Source organism: Aggregatibacter sp. HK296 (assembly GCF_980469475.1).
On record NZ_OZ413142.1, the window covers coordinates 612,949 to 629,877 of the forward strand.

Genomic DNA, 16,929 nt, shown 5'->3' on the forward strand with positions numbered 1-16,929 from the left:
TGAGCCGCCTGAGCGATTTGCAATTTTTAGGAAATTTTCGCTTGTTTGAGCGTAGCGAGTTCGAAAATTTTTTCCTATAGATGGCGCGCGTCTCCTGACGCGTGTCCTTTACTGGCTTACTTCGCGGTACGCGTCCGTTATGCGGTTTCTATCTCATTGAATTGACTTGCGATGACCGCTTGACCCAAACTCAATCCGCCATCGCCCATTGGAAACTGATGCGCACTCAATACCTTAAATTCAGCCAAATGTTCTTTTATCAATCGCCGTAATAATTGGTTATGCCATACGCCACCGGAAAGCACGATTGTTTTGCACTGGTGGCGTTGAGTCTGTTGGCGAGCCAACTGAGCGAAGCCTTCTGCCAACGCATAGTGAAAAATAAAGGCTTTGTCGGCGTTGGAAGAATCGAGCGCAATCCATGTTTGCCAGAAATTGGCAAGATCCAATTTATTTTCGGTATTAAGCGGCATTAAGGTTGGAAGCTCTCTTTTATCGAAGGGCAAACTGGTGAGCACTGATTGAGAGGCAAGCACTTCCAATTGGCAAGCGGCTTCGCCTTCCCAGCTCAGTTGTGGCGGTGTGATGCCTAAGCCAAAGGCTACCGCATCAAATAAGCGACCGGTAGAGGAAATTCGCGGGCTGTTGAGGTGGCGTTCAATGGCCTTAGCGAGAAGCGGCCAGTCATAGTCGGCACAGGTTTGGGCGGCGATTTCTTGCCAGTGAGGCACGAATTGATGCAAATGCGCTAACCAGTTGCGCCAAGGTTGTTTGGCGGCAAGATCGCCTCCCGGCAATGCCACTGCAGGTAGCCCACCTAAATAATGGCAGTGTTTTTCATCGACCAACAAACATTCTCCACCCCAAAGTTGCCCGTTTTTCCCCATGCCGATGCCGTCCAACGCAAGTCCGATAACCTGTTCATGGCAGTGATGTTCTGCCATCACGCTGACAATGTGGGCGTGATGGTGAAGTAGTTCCATATAAGGGATTTGGTATTGTGCAGCCAAGCGTTTACCCACCTCATGGGTGAAATAACCGGCGTGGGAATCAATGGCAATAAGCTCAGGTTTGAATTGGTAGATTTGGCAAAATAGCGCAATATTCGCTTCTAATTGCGACCGCACTTTTTCGTTCGAGGTGTCGCCGATGTGTTGGCTGACGGTGGCTTTATTTTGACGCAACAAACAGAACGTATTTTTTAAATCAGACCCTAATGCCAGCACATTGTGCACGCTGTGTTGATCCAACAGGGTTTCGTCAGGCACATAGCCGCGCGCACGGCGCAAAGTTTCCACGCCATCGAAAGCGGCACGCACTAAGGAATCGTCGGCGCGTTGCAAAATGTCGCGGTTGTGGCAGAGAAAATAATCCGCCAAATCACTTAACTGTTTTACTGCACTTTTATTATCCAATACCGGTGGTTGTCCGCTTGGGTTGGCGGAGGTCATCACTAATGGGTGATTGACTTCTCGTAATAATAAATGCTGTAACGGGTTGCTTGGTAACATCACACCGATTTCATTGAGTTGTGGCGCAATCTGTTCGGCTAATGAGGGGACTTTGTGTTTTGCCAATAGTACAATGGGCGCCGCGGTGCTGGTGAGTAAGGTGATTTCTGTTTCGGTGAGATCGTTTAAAAAAGACACATCCGGTACCATCACAGCCAAGGGTTTGGTCGGGCGGCGTTTGCGGTCGCGCAGTAATTGCACGGCATCAGCATGAGTTGCATCACAAGCCAAATGGAAACCGCCGATGCCTTTTACTGCAACAATCTTGCCTTGTTGTAAGAAATGTGCGGTAGTTTTTATTGGCGTTTTTTCATCGATAAGTTCGCCTTTCTGATCGCTTAACCAAACATGAGGGCCGCACACGGCACAGGCGTTCGGTTGCGCATGAAAACGACGGTCGGCAGGATTTTTATATTCTTCAGCGCAATCAGGGCAGAAAGGAAAATCAGCCATAGAAGTGTTTTTGCGATCGTAGGGAATGGCTTTAATAATCGTAAAACGCGGACCGCAGTGGGTGCAGTTCGTGAAAGAGTAGTGATAGCGCCGATTGGTCGGGTCAAATAAATCCTTCAAACAGGCGGGGCAAGTGGCGGCATCTGGCACGATTTGGGTATCCATGGCGTTGTTTTCGCTTTCACGGATTTCAAAGTCTTCAAAGTGCGGTGGATTTTCCCACTGTTTTTCCTGTTGCTGAATGTCGGTAATCAGCGCAAGCGGGGGCAGTTGGGTTTGCAGATCATGCAAGAATTGTTGCAGTTGTTGCGCTGTTGGTTCAAGCAGGCGGATAAGTACGCCTTGCCCGTCGTTGTTGACATCGCCGCGTAGTCCGTATTGATTCGCCAATAACCAGACGAAGGGACGAAATCCCACGCCTTGCACTTTGCCTTTTATGCGTAATTCAATGCCCTGCATATGTTTCCTGTTGTGTTTTTTATTGCTTTTAAGTATGAAAAAATATTTAACAGTATGAACAAGTTATTTACTTTTAGTGGTTTATTTTACTGGATTTATGGCTTGGCTATGAGGCGGTTTTACGAAAACCATCAAAAATGATGATCTTCGTCAAGGAATAATTCTTTTGAGATATAAGTGACCAAAGTCATGACCGCACTTTGGGATCGTTCTCAAAGTGCGGTCATTTTTTTTCATTTTTTGAAGATGTTGGCTGTGCCAGTGTTCAAAGCCTGTGCCGTTCTTCGTGTTTTATTTCACTTGATTTAACAGGAATTGTACGAGCAAGGAAACCGGTTTGCCGGTAGCGCCTTTGTTTGCGCCTTGTAGCCATGCGGTGCCGGCAATATCGAGGTGTGCCCATGGGTATTTCTTCGTGAAATTGGAGAGGAAGGCACCTGCCGTAATGGCGCCGCCCCAACGTCCGCCGATATTGGCTAAATCGGCAAAGTTGGATTTTAGCTGTTCTTGATATTCCTCGCTTAACGGCAAACGCCACGCCTTGTCGGCACTTTGTTGTGCGGCTTGTTCAAGCGCGGCTGCAATGTCGTCATGGGTGGAAACCAAACCACTGTTGTGTTGTCCTAATGCGACTACGCAAGCCCCTGTTAAGGTGGCAATGTCAATGACCACTTCAGGATCGAAACGTTCTACATAAGTGAGCGTATCGCATAAGACGAGGCGACCTTCTGCATCCGTATTTAACACTTCTACGGTTAAACCGTTCATGGTGGTGAGAATGTCGCCTGGGCGATAAGCGTTGCCGTCTGGTAAGTTTTCACAGCCAGCCATGACACCGATCACGTTTAACGGCAGCTGTAGTTGTGCTAATGCATTCATCACCCCATAAACGGAGGCTGCACCACACATATCGTATTTCATTTCATCCATATCCGCAGCCGGTTTTAGGGAAATACCGCCGGCATCAAAGGTTAAGCCTTTGCCCACTAACACGATCGGTTTCGCATTCGGGTTTGGGGCATTACGGTATTCCATAATGGCTAATTTTGCCTCGTTGTGCGCTCCGCGTGATACGGCAAGATAGGCACCCATGCCTAATTTTTCCATTTCTGCTTCGTTGACAATGGTGGTTTTAATCAGCGGTGAGGTTTCGGCTAAGTTTAGCGCTTTGTCTGCCAAGTATGCCGGGTTGCACACATTCGGAGGGCAGTTTGCCACATCTTTGGCAAGGCGTACGCCGAGGGCGATTGCTGAGGCATGCTGAATCGCTTGTTCGGCGGATGCCAGCTCATCTGCGTCAACGTTAAAAATTACCTCTGAAAGTGCGGTAGATTTTTCTGCTGTTTTTTGACTTTTGAATTGAGTGAATTGATATAAATCCTGTTCGATAGTTTCAATAGCAAAGCGGATGTTCCAGTAAAGCGTCCGTTGATTAAGCGGAATTTCAGTTAAAAAACTGACCGCACTTTTGGCTTGGGTTTCTTTGAGTGCTTGTGTCGTTTTTTGCATAAGTTGCTTAAATTGACGCTCGTTGAGTTCACCGCGTTTACCACACCCCACCACGAGAAGTCGTTCGGCAGCAAGGTTTGGCACATTGCGCAATAACGTGGTTTGCCCAAGTTTGCCGCTAAGTTCACCGCTTTCCACCAAATGGAGGAGATAATTATCAGAAATCTTGTTAATTTCCACCGCACTTTGGGATAGTTTTTTTTCTTCAAAAATGCCCACAATCAGGCAATCCGTCGCTTGATTTACGGCATAATGTTGTGCGCTAAACTTCATTTTTTCCTCGCTTATTTTGCTGTTTTAAATGTCAAATTAGGGTATCATACGCCACCTATTCTTTAGGTAAGCCAAACCCGATTTGGTTTTTTCAAAGTGAAACGAATTTAATCTCTTTTGCTGAAATAGCAAGAGAAAAATAGGCAAAAAAAGTGATTTTAACCCGATATTTAACCAAAGAAGTTTTTAAAAGCCAGATTGCGATTTTGTTCATTCTGTTACTGATCTTTTTTTGTCAGCAGCTCGTTCGCGTACTGGGCTCTGCCGCGAATGGCCAGGTGCCGGCAGATTTAGTCTTTTCTTTGCTAGGTTTAGGCATGCCGACCATGGCACAACTGATGTTACCACTTTGTTTGTTCATTGCGATTTTGTTGACCTTAGGTCGTTTATACGCCGAAAGTGAAATCACCGTCATGCGTGCCTGTGGCGTCGGGTCAAAAATTTTAGTGAAAGTCGTTTTGATTCTGTCGCTATTTACCGGAGCATTGGCAGCATACAATGCATTATGGTTGAGTCCGTGGGCGATTAATAAACAAGTGGCGATCATTGAGGAAGCAAAGGCAAATCCGAATATGGGTGCCTTGTCTGCCGGTCAATTTATGACGGCAAATAACAGTGATTTTGTGCTGTTTATTGATGACATTCAAGAAAATCAAATTAATAACGTTTATGTGTTCCAAACCCAGCCAAAAGGCCAAACTAAGCCGTCAGTCATTGTGGCGGAGCAGGGGGAGTTAAAATCTTTACCAAACGGTGATCAAATCCTTCGTTTGCAAAATAGCGATCGTTTTGAAGGCACCGCGATTTTGCCGGATTTCCGCATCACTCATTTTGATGAATACCAAGCCTATTTGGGACATAAAGCGGTCGAAGATGATTCAAATGAAGCAGGTGAAATGAGCTTTATGCAACTGTTAAATGCCGATACACCAGCGATGAAAACTGAATTTCATTGGCGTTTAACCTTAATTCTTGCTGTGCCTATCATGGCATTGTTAGCCGTGCCGTTAAGTCGTGTTAATCCACGCCAAGGTCGTTTTGCCAAAGTGTTACCGGCGTTATTGTTGTATTTAATTTACTTCTTATTACAAAGCTCATTGAAATCAGCCGGTGGTGCAGGCAAATTGGATGCCTCGTTGTTTATGCCACTGGTGAATGGGGGCTTTTTCTTATTGGCGATTTTGCTCAACAGTTGGGATAGCGCATTCATGTATCGTATTCGTTATTCATTGAATAAAAAGCGCTAAAACAGGGATGACAGAATGAATACCTTAGAACGATATATCGGTAAAAGTATTTTAGGCACGATTTTCGCCACCTTGTTCATGTTAGTGGGATTATCCGCCATTATTAAATTTGTAGAACAATTCCGTAGTGTGGGGAAAGGCACTTACGACATCTTACAGGCTATTGCTTATACGGTGTTGACTATGCCGAAAGATGTCGAAACCTTTTTCCCTATGGCGGCATTGCTTGGTGCATTAATTGCCTTGGGGAATCTTGCTAGTCGTAGTGAATTAGTGGTGATGCAATCGTCAGGATTTTCACGCATACGCATCGGCATTGCGGTGATGAAAACGACTATTCCGTTGGTATTATTTACGATGGTAATTGGTGAATGGGGAATCCCACAAACCGAGCAATTTGCTCGCGATATGCGCTCCAAAGCTATTTCCGGCGGTTCTATGCTTTCGGTGAAAAATGGCATTTGGGCAAAAGACGGCAATAATTTCGTGTATGTGCGTAGCATTTCTGATGATGTGGAATTGAACGATATTTATATTTATACCTTCAATGAACAACGCCAATTAGAAAAAATGAAGCATGCAAATCAAGCATCTTTTAACAATGGCAAATGGACGTTGCGACAAGTGAATGAATCCCGTATTCAACCTGATGAAGTGGTGACCATTAATCGTTTGAATGAAGACTGGGAGACCAATTTAACGCCGGATAAACTTGGCGTGGCATCATTGCGTCCAACATCGTTGTCTATTTCGGGGTTATCGAATTACATTGCCTTCTTGAAGGAAACCGGACAGGATTCTAGAAATTTTGAGTTGACCTATTGGCGTAAATTGCTCCAACCGGTGTCGGTGGGGGTGATGATGATGTTAGCGCTTTCCTTTATTTTTGGTCCGTTGCGTAGCGTGACTGCCGGGGCGCGTATTCTTATCGGGATTTCTTTCGGCTTCTTGTTCTATGTGGTGAATGAGTTATTTGGTAAATTCAGCTTAGTGTATAACAGCACACCGCTTATTGGTGCGTTGATGCCAAGTGTACTGTTCCTGCTGATTACTTGGTGGCTGTTGGCGCGGCGTCGCAATTAGACAAAAGTGCGGTAAGAAAAAACAATGTTTTTAAAGCCCGTGATTGTCGCGGGCTTTTTACACTAAACATTAATTTCATTCATTCAATGAATGAAATATTTGAAATTGACACATATTCTCTTTCTCTTTAATTTAAATAACATCTTTGACAGAGTTGAAATGAGGTAACTTGCATGAGTTATGCAAAAGAAATTGATAATTTAAATCAACACTTAGCCGATTTGAACGGCAAAATTAACGTTTCCTTTGAATTTTTCCCGCCTAAAAATGAAAAAATGGAAAATATTTTGTGGGAATCCATTCATCGTTTAAAAGTCTTAAAGCCAAAATTTGTTTCTGTGACTTACGGGGCAAACTCCGGTGAACGTGAACGCACGCACGGTGTTGTAAAACATATTAAACAGGAAACCGGTTTAGAAGCGGCACCGCATTTAACCGGCATTGATGCGACACCGGACGAATTACGTCGCATAGCAAAAGATTATTGGGACAGTGGCATTCGCCGTATTGTGGCGTTGCGTGGTGATGAGCCGAAAGGTTATGAGAAAAAGCCTTTTTATGCCGCAGATTTAGTGACATTGCTTCGTGAAGTAGCGGACTTTGATATCTCCGTTGCAGCCTATCCGGAAGTGCACCCGGAAGCAAAATCAGCACAAGCGGATTTAATCAATTTAAAACGTAAAATTGATGCCGGCGCTAATCATGTGATTACGCAATTCTTCTTTGATATCGATAGTTATCTGCGCTTCCGTGATCGTTGTGCTTCTATCGGCATTGATGCAGAAATCGTGCCGGGCATTTTACCGGTCACTAACTTCAAACAGCTTCAAAAAATGGCAGAAATCACCAATGTGAAAATTCCTGCCTGGATGGCGAAAATGTATGATGGGTTAGATGATGACCAAACAACTCGTAATTTAGTGGCGGCAAGTATCGCCATGGATATGGTGCGCGTATTATCTCGCGAAGGGGTAAAAGACTTCCACTTCTACACCTTAAACCGTAGCGAACTCACTTATGCGATTTGCCATACTTTAGGGATTCGTCCGACGTTGTAATTTAAAAAACGAAAAAAAGCGACCGCACTTTAGATTATCCTCTTAAAGTGCGGTCGTTTTTTATGTATTTGTTGTGGTGAATGCAAATTTAATTCGGTTCTTTTTTCAGTAATGAACACAAAAAGAGAAACGTGGCGCAAATGACGACGGAGGGGCCAGCGGCGGTGTCGTAATAGGCGGATAAGGTTAACCCCATGGAAACCGCGAGCATGCTAACAAGCACGGCAACGCCAACCATGCTTTCCGGGGTGCGGGCAAAGCGCTTAGCGGCGGCAGCCGGAATAATGAGGAGGGAGGTGATAATTAATGCGCCAACAAATTTCATACTTAAGGCAATGGTTAATGCTGTTAAGATCATTAGAATAAAACGCATTCTTTTCACGTTAATGCCTTCCACTTGGGCTAATTCGGGGCTGATCGTGGTGGAAATTAGCGGTTTCCAAAAATAGATTAAGGCAGCAAGCACAACAATAGCACCAAGACTGATATAAATGAGATCGTCATAAGTGATCGCCAGTAAATCGCCGAACAAGTAGGACATCAAATCTACCCGCACATTTTGGAGTAAACCGACCGTGACAACCCCGATGGAAAGACAGCTATGCGCAATAATGCCAAGCAACGTATCCACAGAAAATTGCGTATTATTTTCCAACCAAACCATGGCAATGGAAAGCAAGATCGTGAGGACTAAAATGGCGATGTAAGGGTTGATTTGCAAAAAAATACCAAGCGCAACACCCAATAACGCCGAGTGGGAAAGCGTATCACCGAAATAGGCCATTTTGCGCCAGACCACAAACGCTCCGAGAGGCGCTGTAATCAGCGAAAGTACCATGCCTGTAATCCAGGCGGGAAAAAGAATATCAAACATAATATGAATCGTTAGTGTGAATGGGGCGATTCCATACCGCAAATATCGCCGTGCATATCATGACGATGATTGTGGTGATGGGTGTAAACCGCGATATTTTTAGAAAACTGATCGCCAAAAAAGTGAATAAACGTTGGATCGTTTGAAACAGTTTCAGGCGTGCCGGCGCAACAAATATGCTGGTTAATACACAGCACTTCGTTAGTGTCAGCCATGACAATATGTAAATCATGCGACACCATCAGAATTGCGCAATTTAATTTTTCACGGGTCTGCTGAATCAGTTGATAAAGCTCTGCTTGGCCGGTCATATCTACGCCTTGAGTAGGCTCGTCCAACACCAATAAATTCGGTTTATTTAAAATCGCTCGTGCCAGTAAAACCCGTTGCATTTCACCACCGGAAAGTTTTTGCATACTGTTGTGAATGAGATGGCTAATAGACAATAATGCCATTGCGTCTTGAATATCCTGACGACAAATTCCTTTTTTTAAGGATAAAAACTTTTCAACGGTAATGGGTAAGTTATGGTCTAAATGGATCTTTTGCGGAACGTAACCGATACGAATATTTTTGTTGTAGCGCACAGAGCCGGACGTCGGTTGTTGTAGTTTGAGTAAGACTTTTAATAGTGTGGATTTACCACCGCCATTAGGCCCCACAATAGTAATAATCGAGTTTGGGTAAATGGTGAGGTTAATATGACTGAGTGCGACTTGTTGCCCGTATTTTACATTGATGTCTTTTAATTCGACCAAGGGCACTTTTATTGCATTGATTTGCATGATGGGTTCTATTTGAGATTTCATTGGAGAAAAATTGCGCTAAAAATAGCTTATTTTTTATGATTTAACAAGTTCCCCGATAATTTATGTGTATAATTGCGCCGTTTGTCAGGAATTTCGCTTTACCCGTTGAATTTTTTTATTTTTATTGAGTCATAAGTAAACTTAGTTTATCCGTTGTAAGGAAACCACAGTGGTACAACACGTAAAATTAGCAAGAGAACGTCGCCAAAGAAAGTCGCGTATTAAAGCGCTTATTTTCTTTTTGGCGCTTTTGTTGATTTTTACCGGCTTTTTTCTGCATTTAAATGACACCGCAGAAGACAAAATCGAAAGTGTTAAAAATCCCACCTATTCCAACCTTTCGACCCAAAATACACTTTCTGATACGAATCATCTGCTTCAGGAAATTCTCTCGTTAGGTGAGCTTTATCCTGTTTCTTCCTATGTCGTTTCTTTTACCAATGAAGCTGTTCAAGAAACACAAATTTTAGCCGACACCTTTAACCTCAATGCTGTAGATGAGGCCACTTCTTATGAGGATGATGTGGGGAAAGACGATGAATCTGAAGAAGTCAAAACCCATGATGAATTTGATGATCTGGATACATTGCCAAGTGATGCGAAAGATGCTGTCGTGAATATTTTAGATGTGGCGGATCAAGCAATGAGAATCAAAGATCAATTTAGTCACACCGTGGTGAAAGGCGATAGCTTAAAGGATGTATTGGAACTTTCCGGTTTAGAGGATGATACCAGCAAGCAACTGATTGCTGCTTACCCTGAACTCAAACATTTGCAAGCAGGTCAACAATTCTATTGGATTTTGAATAATGACGGTGAATTGGAATATTTGAATTGGTTGGTTTCACAGAAAAAAGAATACATCTATGAATTACAGTCAGAAGGCAAGTTTACCCGTCAAATTCTGGAAAAGAAAAGCGTTTGGAAACGGGAAGTATTACGTGGCGAAATGGATGGCTCTTTCGTCAATAGCCTAAGAAAATTAGGTTTAGATAATCGTCAAATTTACCAACTGATTTCTGCGTTACAGTGGCAGGTGAGTTTAAAACAACTGAAAAAAGACACCAAAATATCGATTTTAGTTTCTCGCGAATATTTGGAAGATAAACGTACCGGTCAAGGTAACGTAGAAGCCATTCATATTATGAGCAGCGGTAAAGGGTATTATGCGATTCAAGCTGCGAACGGACGTTACTATAACCGCCAAGGGGAAACCTTAGGTAAAGGTTTCTCCCGTTATCCTTTGCAACGTCAAGCGCGTGTATCTTCACCGTTTAACCCACGTCGTCTTCATCCTGTTACAGGTCGTATTGCGCCACATAAAGGCGTGGATTTTTCCATGCCGATAGGCACACCGGTGATTGCGCCGGCAGACGGTACGGTAGAAAAAATTGCGTATCAGGCAAATGGCGCCGGTCGTTATGTGGTCATTCGTCATTCCCGAGAATACCAAACCGTGTATATGCACTTAAGCCATCCGTTGGTGAAAGCCGGGCAAAGTGTGAAGAAAGGGGAGCGTATTGCATTGTCGGGGAATACCGGTCGCTCAACCGGCCCGCATTTACACTATGAATTCCATATTAACGGACGCCCGGTGAATCCGCTCACGGTTAAACTTCCGGGGGGAAGTAGCGGAATGGCAACGGCTGAACGTAAACAATTCCTTGTTAAAGCCAATGAAGTAGAACGCTTGTTACGTTAGTTTTGAAAGTGCGGTGGTTTTTCCAGCTGTTTTAAAAACGTTGTGAAAATCGACCGCACTTTTTTATAAAAGCCGTACCACCATTTATCAAATATGATGTATCACTAATCTTTTCCCTTGATAATCCAACACGTCTGCATCCAAATTAAACACAGATTTTAAGTTTTCTTTCGTGATAATTTCGGTAGGTGTGCCAATCATTGCGATTTCACCGTTTTTCATGGCGACAATGGTGTCAGCGTAGGCGGCCGCCATATTGATGTCATGCACCACCATTACCGTTGTCAGCGCCAGTTCATCGGTAAGCTGGCGTAGCAAGCGCATGAGTTCGCGTGCATGGAACATGTCCAGATTATTGAGCGGCTCATCTAACAAAACATGATCGGTTTGTTGGCAAAATGTCATGGCGATGAGCGCTCGTTGGCGTTGACCGCCGGAAAGTTCGCTAAGAAAACGATTAGCTAAGGGGGCTAATTCAAAACGTTGCAAGGCATCGCGGATAATGACATTGTCTTCTTCCGTCGGGCGCCCCTGATGGTGCGGATAACGGCCGAAAATCAACAAATCTTTTACCGTAATGCGACTATGAATCACGTTATCTTGGGTCAGAATTGCCAGGTTTTGCGCAATGGTGCGTGATGGCGTGGTGCCAATATCCATATCATTTAGCCAAATTTGCCCTTGTTGAATCGGATTTAAGCGCGCAACCAAAGAGAGTAGCGTGGATTTACCTGCACCATTAGCGCCGATCAATGCGGTAATACCACCGTTGGGGATGGTGAGATTAATGTTATTTAAAATCGTCGTCTGATTAATTTTATAGGTTATATTTTCAATTTTTATCACAAGACATTCCTTTATTTTGCCCGTCTTAACATCAAATAGATAAACACCAATCCACCGACAAATTCGATAACTACGCTAAGCACACCCTGCATCTTCATTACCTGTTCGAACACGGCTTGACCGCTTACTAATGTGATGGCCGACACCATAAACGTCATTGGGATGCGAATGCTGTGATGCATGGTTGGGCTGATGGCATTGACGATAGCACATACCAATAAGCCTAAAAACAGAATCGGTCCCACAAGTGCGGTGGAAATTGACACTAAAAATGCGCAGCAAATGAGTAATTGGCGGCTGAACTGATGATATTCCAAGCCTAATCCGATAGCGCGTTCACGCCCCAGTAGGAGTACATCTAATTTAAAACGTTGTTGCCAAATCCACAGGGCACTGACCAATGTAATGACAGTACCAATCCATAATAAGGTAGGGTTCACCGTGTTAAAACTGGCAAAGGAAGATCCTTGTGCAACGGCGAATTCATTGGGATCGATCATGCGCTGTAGCAGGTTATTTACACTGCGGAAAAGCACACCGAAAATAATCCCTACCAAAATCATGCGGGCGAGATCGCTGTTGTTTTTGCTGAGTGTACGGAATAACAGGAGTGCACCAAGCAACATAAGCAAGGTTTCAAAGGCAAATTTGCCGGCCACATTGAGTTGTGTAAATCCAATCCCGCCGAAGAGAAACACTAAAATGCTTTGCACCAATAAATATAAGGAATCAAAGCCTAAAATGCTGGGTGTTAGAATCGGGTTATTAGTTAAGGTTTGGAATAGCAATGTAGATATGCCAATGGTGTAGGCCATCATCAGCAATAACAACAGTTTCTTTCCACGAAACGGCAAAATGAAATCCCAGTTACCATTGGCGTGATAGGTCATAAAAAAGACGCAAGCAAACGTGAGTAGGGCACCGAGTAATAACATGACGCGATTATTTTGCATTGGCTTTCCCCTTAAATAACAAATAGAGGAAAATCAATGTGCCGACAATGCCGAAAATGGTCGAAATCGGTACTTCATAAGGTGCGTTAATGACTCGACCTATAATGTCGCAAATCAAGACCAAATTGGCGCCGAGCAATACAACCGAAGGCAGATTTTGGCGTAATCGGTCACCGGCTAAGCGGGAAATAATATTTGGTACAACCAGACCGATAAAGGGAATTTGCCCGACGGTGACTACGACTACCGCAGTAATCATCGCCACCACAATTAATGCAAACCACGTCATTTGGCGGTAATTAATCCCTAAGCCGGTACTGATATTTTTCCCCAGTCCGGTAATGCTCAGACGATCGGCCATGATATAAACCACCACGGCAAGGGCGGCGGTAAGCCATAATAATTCATAACGTCCTGCCAAAATGCCGGAAAAATCGCCGGAAAACCAAATGGACAAGGTTTGTAAGCTGTCTGTTTCGTAGGCAAGAAAGGTGGTCATCGCCTCAATAATATTGCCGAACACAATCCCCACCAACGGCACCATGAGACGCTGATGTGGCGGTAATTGCTGTAACAATAAGGTAAAAATGCCCATGCCGATGAGTGCGGAGACGGTGGCGACGGACATTTTGAGAAGCAAGGCGGCGCTTGGAAATAATAGGCTGGCGAATAAAATCCCCAATGCCGCGCTTTGACTGGCGCCGATCATGCCCGGCTCAATAAAGCGATTTTTTAAGACAATTTGTAATACCATGCCTGCTACGCCAAGGGTTGCTCCCACTAAAATCACGGCGAAGGTACGAGGTAATCGACTGACTAACAGGACTTGCATTTGTTCCGGCTGAGAAAAAAATTGAGACCAATGAAAATCGGCTACGCCCACGGTAATGCTTAATGCGGCGAGTAACACAAGAATGAAAAAATTTATCCGATTTAGGGTAAAAATATTCGACATGGCGTTTTTTAGGCAATAAAAAGTTCTCTTCATTATTGCCTTAGTTTGACACAATGAAGAGAACGATAAGCGTGATTATTTTTTCTCGAAAGCGGTTTTGATCGCGTTTAAGTCCGTTTTTAATTGTTCCGCACCGCCCGGGGCTAGGTAGGAAGCGCTACTGAGATAAACGACGTGACCGTTTTTCCAGGCTTTAGTGCGACGAACCAATTCATTATCCAATACGTCTTTGGCGGTTTTACCTTCTTCGCCAATAGCAGAAATGCGATCTAACACAAACAACCAGTCAGGATTGGTTTTTTCAATAAACTCAAAGCTCGCCGGTTGGCCATGACCGGTACCTTTAATACTCGGATCCGCCATTGGTACGCCAAGTTCATCATGAATAAAACTTAAACGATAACCGCTACCGAATGCGGAAATTTTGCCACCGTTGACTAAAATAATTAAACCGTTGCCTTTGTCTTTCACGGCGGCTTTAGTGTCTTTTAATAAGGTTTCCAATTCACCTTTTAACTTATCTGCTGCCGCTTGTTTATCAAATAAACGGCCGAAACTGTCAATGCGTTGAATGCCGCTTTCCACTAATTTATTACCGTTATCGGTTAAATCGATCGTTTTTGCAATAGCGCTGACATCATCAAATTTTTTCGCCGTGCGGGTGCCGACAATAATTAAATCAGGTTTAAGTTCATTTAAGGCTTCAAGGTTTGGCTCAAAAATGGTGCCGACATTTTTTGCCGAATCTAAGGTTGGTTTCAGATACGGAAGGAGTTTTGCCACATCCGCTGCGCCATCGACTTTCACGCCTAAGGCTTGCAAGGTATCAAGGCTTCCCGTATCAAACACCGCTATTTTGGCTGGCGGTGCTGCTAATGTCACTTCTCCTCGTGCCGTTGGAATCGTAATTTCTTTTGCGCAAGTAGAGACAGCGATGGTGATGCAACTTAATGCTAATAATGTTTTTTTCAACATTCTAAAACCTCTTTATTTGAAATTGAAAATTATTCTCATGTATTCTATCTCAATTTAGTAAAAGGTAAATGTAAATGTTGGAAAAAATCGTTATTTCTCAATGCGGAGAAGAAGATGGAAAGATAAAAGTGCGGTTAAAAAACAGACATTTTTCTGACCGCACTTTTCCTTTCAAAGCCCTCGCAATTTACTTACAATAACGCCGTATTTTTTAACCCATTTTCCCTAACGAAGGAGTTTATTATGATGAATAGAAGACGTTTTATTCAAATCGGTGCGACCAGTGTATTAGCGCTCAGTTGTAACCGTATGGCTTTCGCGAAAAGCGATAACCAAGTCGATTTACGCATTATCGGTACCACTGATATTCACAGTTTTTTGACGGACTTTGACTATTACAAAGACGCGCCGACAGAGAAATTCGGTTTTACCCGTGCGGCAAGTTTGATTCGTCAAGCTCGTGCGGAAGTAAAAAACAGCGTGTTGGTAGATAACGGCGATTTAATTCAAGGCAACCCGATTGCCGATTATCAAGCGGCAGTGGGCTATAAAGAAGGTAAACCAAATCCGGCGGTGGATTGCTTAAATGCCATGCATTATGAAGTGGGGACATTGGGTAACCACGAGTTTAACTACGGCTTGGATTATTTAGCCGATGCCATCAAACAGGCGAAGTTCCCGATTGTGAACGCCAACGTGGTGAAAGCGGGAACTGAGGAGCCGTATTACACGCCTTATGTGATTCAGGAAAAAACGGTGGTGGACAACAAAGGCAAATCTCATAAGCTAAAAATCGGTTATATCGGTTTTGTGCCGCCACAAATTATGGTGTGGGATAAAGCCAATTTAACGGGCAAAGTGGAAACTCACGACATTGTAAAAAGTGCGCAAAAATATGTGCCGGAAATGAAGAAAAAAGGCGCAGATATTATCGTGGCGTTGGCGCATACCGGCCCATCCGACGAGCCGTATCATGAGGGCGCAGAAAACTCCGCGTTCTATCTTGCGGATGTGCCACACATTGATGCGGTGATTTTCGGTCACTCCCACCGCTTGTTCCCGAATAAAGAATTTGCCAAATCACCGAACGCAGATATTGTTAAAGGTACCGTAAAAGGCGTGCCGGAAAGCATGGCAGGTTACTGGGCGAACAATATCAGTGTCGTGGATTTGGTGTTGAGCGAGCATAACGGTAAATGGATTGTCACTGACGGCAAGGCGGTATTGCGTCCGATTTATGATGCGGAAAACAAAAAGGCGTTGGCAGAAAATGATCCGGAAATGACCGCACTTTTAAAAGAAACCCATGAAGCGACCCGTAAATTCGTTGCACAGCCGATTGGTAAAGCCACCGACAATATGTATAGCTATTTGGCATTGGTGCAAGATGACCCAACCATCCAAATTGTTAACCAAGCGCAAAAAGCTTATGTGGAAAAAGTTGCCCCAAGTGTACCGGCGATGGCTGGCTTGCCAATTTTAAGTGCGGGCGCACCGTTTAAAGCGGGCGGACGTAAAAACGATCCGACAGGCTATACCGAAGTGAACAAAGGCGAGTTAACGTTCCGCAATGCAGCGGATTTATACTTGTATCCGAATACCTTAGTGGTGGTAAAAGTCAGCGGTGAGCAATTGAAAGAATGGTTGGAATGCAGCGCGGGGATGTTTAAGCAAATCGATCCTGCCAGCGATAAACCACAATCTTTATTGGATTGGGAAGGCTTCCGCACCTATAACTTCGATGTGATCGACGGTGTCAATTACGAATACGATTTAACCCAACCACCACGTTATGACGGCGAGTGCAAGTTAATCAATCCGGATGCCCACCGCGTGGTGAATTTGACTTACCAAGGCAAACCGGTGGATCAGAAAGCGGAATTCTTAATCGCGACCAATAACTACCGTGCTTATGGTAATAAATTCCCAGGTACCGGCGACAAGCACATTGTTTACGCGTCACCGGATGAAAACCGTCAAGTGTTGGCAGATTACATCAAAGCCACCAGTGAAAAAGACGGCGCAGTGAACCCACGTGCCGACAAAAACTGGCGCTTCGTGCCGATTAAAGGCAACGATAAATTAGATGTCCGCTTTGAAACTTCACCAAGCGAACAAACGGCGCAATTTATCAAAGAAAATGCTCAATACCCAATGAAACAGGTGGGTACTGATGAAGTGGGATTTGCTGTGTATCAAATTGATTTATCCGGCAAATAATT

The 16,929-nt window shown here is 44.1% G+C and carries 13 protein-coding genes; 5 read left to right on the forward strand and 8 right to left on the reverse strand.

Annotated elements, in window-relative coordinates; translation table 11 throughout:
• Nucleotides 1-137: 137 nt before the first annotated feature.
• The gene (gene hypF / locus AC30SH_RS03080) at nucleotides 138-2,423 is read right to left on the reverse strand and encodes a carbamoyltransferase HypF (protein ID WP_489582091.1); all 2,286 of its coding nucleotides are present in this window, start codon (nucleotides 2,421-2,423) and stop codon (nucleotides 138-140) included.
• A 291-nt stretch (nucleotides 2,424-2,714) separates the two neighbouring features.
• Entirely contained in the window at nucleotides 2,715-4,205 is a 1,491-nt protein-coding gene (locus AC30SH_RS03085; RefSeq protein WP_314885342.1) for a leucyl aminopeptidase, read from the reverse strand.
• Between the two features lie 152 nt (nucleotides 4,206-4,357).
• Between AC30SH_RS03085 and lptF the strand changes: the two genes are divergently transcribed.
• The 3 genes from lptF (at nucleotide 4,358) to metF (ending at nucleotide 7,593) form a co-directional block, all read left to right on the forward strand.
• Nucleotides 4,358-5,452, forward strand: coding sequence for an LPS export ABC transporter permease LptF (lptF, locus tag AC30SH_RS03090; RefSeq protein WP_048750268.1), 1,095 nt, complete (start codon nucleotides 4,358-4,360; stop codon nucleotides 5,450-5,452).
• Between the two features lie 15 nt (nucleotides 5,453-5,467).
• Entirely contained in the window at nucleotides 5,468-6,535 is a 1,068-nt protein-coding gene (gene lptG, locus AC30SH_RS03095) for an LPS export ABC transporter permease LptG (RefSeq protein WP_048750269.1), read from the forward strand.
• Nucleotides 6,536-6,708: 173 nt separating this feature from the next.
• A complete protein-coding gene (gene metF, locus AC30SH_RS03100; RefSeq protein ID WP_109104167.1) occupies nucleotides 6,709-7,593 on the forward strand; it encodes a methylenetetrahydrofolate reductase in 885 nt (294 codons plus the stop codon).
• 88 nt (nucleotides 7,594-7,681) lie between these two features.
• On the opposite strand, the gene znuB is transcribed toward metF, so the two are convergent.
• Together znuB and znuC are read right to left on the reverse strand one after the other, a co-directional pair.
• Nucleotides 7,682-8,467, reverse strand: coding sequence for a zinc ABC transporter permease subunit ZnuB (znuB, locus tag AC30SH_RS03105; protein WP_212509781.1), 786 nt, complete (start codon nucleotides 8,465-8,467; stop codon nucleotides 7,682-7,684).
• An 11-nt stretch (nucleotides 8,468-8,478) separates the two neighbouring features.
• Nucleotides 8,479-9,252 (reverse strand): zinc ABC transporter ATP-binding protein ZnuC, encoded by a 774-nt coding sequence (gene znuC, locus AC30SH_RS03110; RefSeq protein ID WP_489582092.1) that lies wholly within the window; start codon nucleotides 9,250-9,252, stop codon nucleotides 8,479-8,481.
• A 193-nt stretch (nucleotides 9,253-9,445) separates the two neighbouring features.
• On the opposite strand from znuC, the gene mepM reads away from it, so the two are divergent.
• A complete protein-coding gene (mepM, locus tag AC30SH_RS03115; protein WP_239303991.1) occupies nucleotides 9,446-10,978 on the forward strand; it encodes a murein DD-endopeptidase MepM in 1,533 nt (510 codons plus the stop codon).
• A gap of 87 nt (nucleotides 10,979-11,065) precedes the next feature.
• Here the strand turns inward: mepM and AC30SH_RS03120 are convergent, their stop codons facing one another.
• The 4 genes from AC30SH_RS03120 to AC30SH_RS03135 form a co-directional block, all read right to left on the reverse strand.
• The gene (locus AC30SH_RS03120; RefSeq protein WP_109104170.1) at nucleotides 11,066-11,824 is read right to left on the reverse strand and encodes an iron ABC transporter ATP-binding protein; all 759 of its coding nucleotides are present in this window, start codon (nucleotides 11,822-11,824) and stop codon (nucleotides 11,066-11,068) included.
• Nucleotides 11,825-11,835: 11 nt separating this feature from the next.
• Entirely contained in the window at nucleotides 11,836-12,777 is a 942-nt protein-coding gene (locus tag AC30SH_RS03125; protein ID WP_109104171.1) for an iron chelate uptake ABC transporter family permease subunit, read from the reverse strand.
• Nucleotides 12,767-13,732, reverse strand: coding sequence for an ABC transporter permease (locus AC30SH_RS03130; RefSeq protein ID WP_109104172.1), 966 nt, complete (start codon nucleotides 13,730-13,732; stop codon nucleotides 12,767-12,769). The genes AC30SH_RS03125 and AC30SH_RS03130 overlap by 11 nt, the downstream gene beginning before the upstream one ends.
• 75 nt (nucleotides 13,733-13,807) lie before the next feature.
• Nucleotides 13,808-14,707: a siderophore ABC transporter substrate-binding protein gene (locus AC30SH_RS03135; protein WP_109128015.1), complete on the reverse strand. Its 900-nt coding sequence runs from the start codon at nucleotides 14,705-14,707 to the stop codon at nucleotides 13,808-13,810.
• A 243-nt stretch (nucleotides 14,708-14,950) separates the two neighbouring features.
• Between AC30SH_RS03135 and cpdB the strand changes: the two genes are divergently transcribed.
• Nucleotides 14,951-16,927, forward strand: coding sequence for a 2',3'-cyclic-nucleotide 2'-phosphodiesterase (gene cpdB, locus AC30SH_RS03140; protein WP_489582093.1), 1,977 nt, complete (start codon nucleotides 14,951-14,953; stop codon nucleotides 16,925-16,927).
• Nucleotides 16,928-16,929: the final 2 nt, after the last annotated feature.